General features: G+C 56.2%; 5 protein-coding genes. All 5 read right to left on the reverse strand.

The window, feature by feature from the left end; all coding sequences use genetic code 11:
• Positions 1-496: 496 nt before the first annotated feature.
• Positions 497-1,240: a hypothetical protein gene (locus JDV75_RS00040; RefSeq protein ID WP_198737232.1), complete on the reverse strand. Its 744-nt coding sequence runs from the start codon at positions 1,238-1,240 to the stop codon at positions 497-499.
• 137 nt (positions 1,241-1,377) lie between these two features.
• Positions 1,378-1,938: a hypothetical protein gene (locus JDV75_RS00045; protein ID WP_198737233.1), complete on the reverse strand. Its 561-nt coding sequence runs from the start codon at positions 1,936-1,938 to the stop codon at positions 1,378-1,380.
• Positions 1,939-1,984: 46 nt separating this feature from the next.
• Positions 1,985-2,530 carry a hypothetical protein gene (locus tag JDV75_RS00050; protein ID WP_198737234.1) on the reverse strand — a complete coding sequence of 182 codons (546 nt, stop codon included), beginning with the start codon at positions 2,528-2,530 and terminating at the stop codon, positions 1,985-1,987.
• A complete protein-coding gene (locus tag JDV75_RS00055; RefSeq protein WP_198737235.1) occupies positions 2,527-3,465 on the reverse strand; it encodes a hypothetical protein in 939 nt (312 codons plus the stop codon). Before JDV75_RS00055 ends, JDV75_RS00050 begins: the two co-directional genes overlap by 4 nt.
• Positions 3,466-3,538: 73 nt before the next feature.
• Positions 3,539-3,750 (reverse strand): hypothetical protein (locus JDV75_RS00060; RefSeq protein WP_198737227.1); only part of this gene is annotated, 212 nt, incomplete at its 5' end.

Here is a 3,750-nt window from a genome sequence, read left to right on the forward strand (position 1 = left end):
CGTGACCAGGTGGTCGAAGACGGTCGGGGCCGGATGATCGGGTGTGGTTGTGCAGCGGTGGTTGACGCTGGTGGGGGAAGGTGCGGGTTGGGCCCGGTGTTCGGACTGTCCATGAACAACTTTCTGAGAAGGGATATTTATATGTCAACTAGTTTTTTCGTGCCAGTTTACTCTATTGCCATTGGATGAGAGATCGGAGCTCGGTGGCATTCCATGTGGATTCGTTCTACAGACGGCATGGATGTGATATGGAAAGGTGTGGTAAAAAGCGCCGACGGGTCAAAAAATATGGCGCCGAGACCGGCTGTCCCCCAATCGAACGATAGTAATTCATTTTTGTTAATTTACATTCTCCAGTGGAGGGGATGTCGATCAGCTGCGAAGAATGAGCGATCCGGATTTCCGGTGCCTTGGCGATATGAAATCAACTTCACGTATGAAACTGTGAAGAAGGGGAGCGATGTTTCAGGGTGTCGAAACTGATCCCCCCTTCACCTCACCGCTTTGGATCTTCCGGGCCATCGGTTGCGGGGACTTGAGTGGTCGAATCGACAATCTTGTCCGCGAGGACGCCCGAGGTGGCCTTCGGGGAGGCGAGCTCACGGATGATGCAGTCTCGGGCATGTGCCTTCAGCTCGTGGTCCATCGATTTGATCAGTTTTTCCAATCGGACCTTCTCGGATTCGATATTTTCGAGACCTTTGTTATACCAGTCCCGGATCATCTCCTGTTCGCGGTATGCGGACTCCAGTGGATCAGCCTTGGTTTGGACGAGGGCCTCGATCTTCCGGCGATTACGGTGATATCTGAAGCGCTCGAAGTCCAGAGCGTGCTCCCCGAGGTGCGCAGCACCAATTCCGGTGGCGACGTAAAGCCCGAGGATCAATGCAGCATTGATCCACTCACCCGGGGTCGGGCCTTCTTGCCCGAGGGCGATCGTGTTCGCGAAAACTCGGGCGCCGAAGATCGCCAGCCCGATGATGGCCCAACAGGTCCAGGTGATAAATTTGGCCCTGGCCGGTAGACCACTCGATACTGCTGCCAAGAGCTGGGCGCTACAGAGGATGGCAAGTGCTGGGAGCATCAATTCCCGCTTGCCGGCGTTCTCGACCAAGTCCTGGAAGGTTGACCACAATAGGACGACATCGGCGAGGCTGAAGAGCCAGATCAAGGCGAAGCAGATGATCGTGAGGATGCCGACCTCAGTTCGGTTGTGGGAAGCGGAAGTTTTAGTGTCCATCACGGTGAGTCCTTACCTGGTATTGTGATCTGCTGGTCCGTACGGAAACATCGAGGGAGCCGATGATTTTCGGGCGGAAGATCTGGGCGTACTGAGATGGTTCTCGAAGGCTGAAGAATATGAAGTGGCGATATTCATCAGGTCTGAACCTGCTGTTGGTTCTGTTTGGTGAGTTCCGATCCCAGGGAAATCGAAATTTTCGTATTCCTGGGTAGCCAGATCCCACGGGATTTCTTGTCATTTATGATGGTGATGCGCCGGAGTGAAAGTGCGGCAAGTGTGCTGGCGATGAAGGCAAAAAGGAAGTGGATTGCGCATCTCAAAACGGTGAGGACGAGATCCAATTCGATGTACGTTCTGGAAACTGCCGCGAAGACCAGAAATGTGGTTGAGGCGACTAACGCGAGCCACGCTCCTATGGCGATCTTCTGAATTTTGGGGGAAAATGTGACGCCTCCCACTGCGGCGATGGACAGGGTCGAGATCGTCGCAGTCAGGGCTATTAGGGGAGGCATCTCCACGATCGGACCGAGAACCCTTGTCAGGAATACCGTATCGGCGGCGGAAATGCCCAAAGATGCCAACAGTGCGACGAAAGTCTGGTAGTTGGCGGCGAAAATTGGGCGATTTTTTGGGAGGGAAGGTGTAGACACTTGTGTTCGCACGGAATGGCCTTTCTCCAGGGTTGGAATCAGCACCTGAAAATGCGGTTTGATTTCGGAATAGGTGAGAAGGGGAGTAATTCTATTTCGATCCTCGCGGAGAAGGTATTTCCCCGGTGGAATTCATTTCATCCTGGGATGTATTCTCCGGGACAGGGTTCTCCACGGTTTTTGGTTCGACTGGGTTTTCAGGCGTTTGATTCTCGGTGAGGCGGTACAGGTCCTGCGCCTCGGAAGTCGTCAATTTCTGGAAGTCGCTGGACAGAACCGCCTCCCGCCGTCGAAGTTCTTCGTGTACGCCGTCGAGTTCTCGTCGAATCGAGGCCATGTTCCGGTCCGCAGCTATCTTCGCGGCCATCCATTTCGCACTCGCTGCCCCCGCCTTCTCCGCCGGATAACTTTCACGGAGCCTGGCAATTGTCGCCTCGACGAGTTGATCGATGAGTGCACCGTGGGCACCGTCAAAACTGATCGATTCATGCTTCGTGTGTGGATCTGGTCGGAGGATAGCGTGCTGACTGATCAGGCGGGTGATCTCGTCCTTCAGTTCCTCCGCGGACGGATTTTCGAGGGTTATCGGGAGGAGCTGGGGGATCTCAGGGGACATCTGGTGGCGACGCGATTTCATTGCGGATCTTCCTCGGTGTCGTAGGGGTGACGGTCGTCATTCTGGGAAATTTCTTTCGATAAGCGATTGACGAAACGGTCGTAATGTGGAGTCCGGGGCTCGGCCGGAATCGCCTCGGGTGTGGCCCATTCAGGCATCTTGACTACGGTCACATCCGGGGAGAGGGTCGTCCGCGCTCCCGCCAGGAATTCCCCTGCCCGTTGCTCGACGTACCCGTGGTGCGCGTGGACGGCGTCGAGGAGGCTGCGCCAGAAGTACTGGCGCCGGAACTTGAGCATGTCGATGGTCGAGATGATCCTTGTTTGTCTGTCTCTGGCCTTCTTGAGGACATTTTCGTGGTAGGCGATCGCCCGGAGGTGCTCAGCGTGGCGTCTGTCGGCGAGGAGGTTTGGGTCTTCGTGGGCCTCTGCTTTTGTGACCGCCGAAGAATGCGGTTTGGCTTTGATCGTTGTCTCGACATCTTTCTTCGCCTCGTCGATGACTGCGTCTGTGCCGATCAGATTGAGATCGAGCTTCGCGATTTCCTCGTCGATTCCGCTGAGGAGAGCTTCCAACATCCGGTGCTCCTGTGCGGACTGCTCGTTGAATTGGGACTGGATCTGGTGGATCCACGGGCAGACCGCAAATCGGTCGCCGTCGCTTTCCACGACGTGAATGATCCGGCGCTGTTGTTGACCGGCGAGGCGATCTTTCGCCCTGAGTGTATCGGTGTAAACCAGGGTCGGAGCCGTCCGCCGCTGGAGAGTGATGACCGACCGCTCGTCATTGGTCGCATCGAACCGCTGATGAGGGTCATGCGTCAGAATGTAGCAATCCGGTTCGGGGTCGAACTCTCGGAATCGCCGCTCGACTCCGTAGGGAGCGAACTTCGATTTGGGGGGAGAGTCAGAATCGCTGCGGAAGAACTTCGGTAGACGCGAGGTGATTTTCTTCATCGAAATGCCTTTTCTGTGAGTGTTGGGAAACGCTGTGCGTCAGGTTCCTTGTCGGAGCATCGTCTGAATGGTCTCAACACGTTGGGGTGATTGTGATTCTGACGGAGCGGTTGACCGCTGCCGCGGCGGGGAGGAGGACACCGTTGGCGCTGCGGTCGGGGCGCTTGTACTCCGGGAAATGTGATCCGACACCGGTGATCGTGGTGAATTGGGTGCGGTCGACGCCGAGGGTTTCCAGGACGGTGGCGACGGTCTGGGCGCGTTTCAGGCCGAGGGCCGTCTGGT

The sequence above is a fragment of the Corynebacterium meridianum genome (assembly GCF_016342265.1).
Lineage (GTDB): Bacteria > Actinomycetota > Actinomycetes > Mycobacteriales > Mycobacteriaceae > Corynebacterium > Corynebacterium meridianum.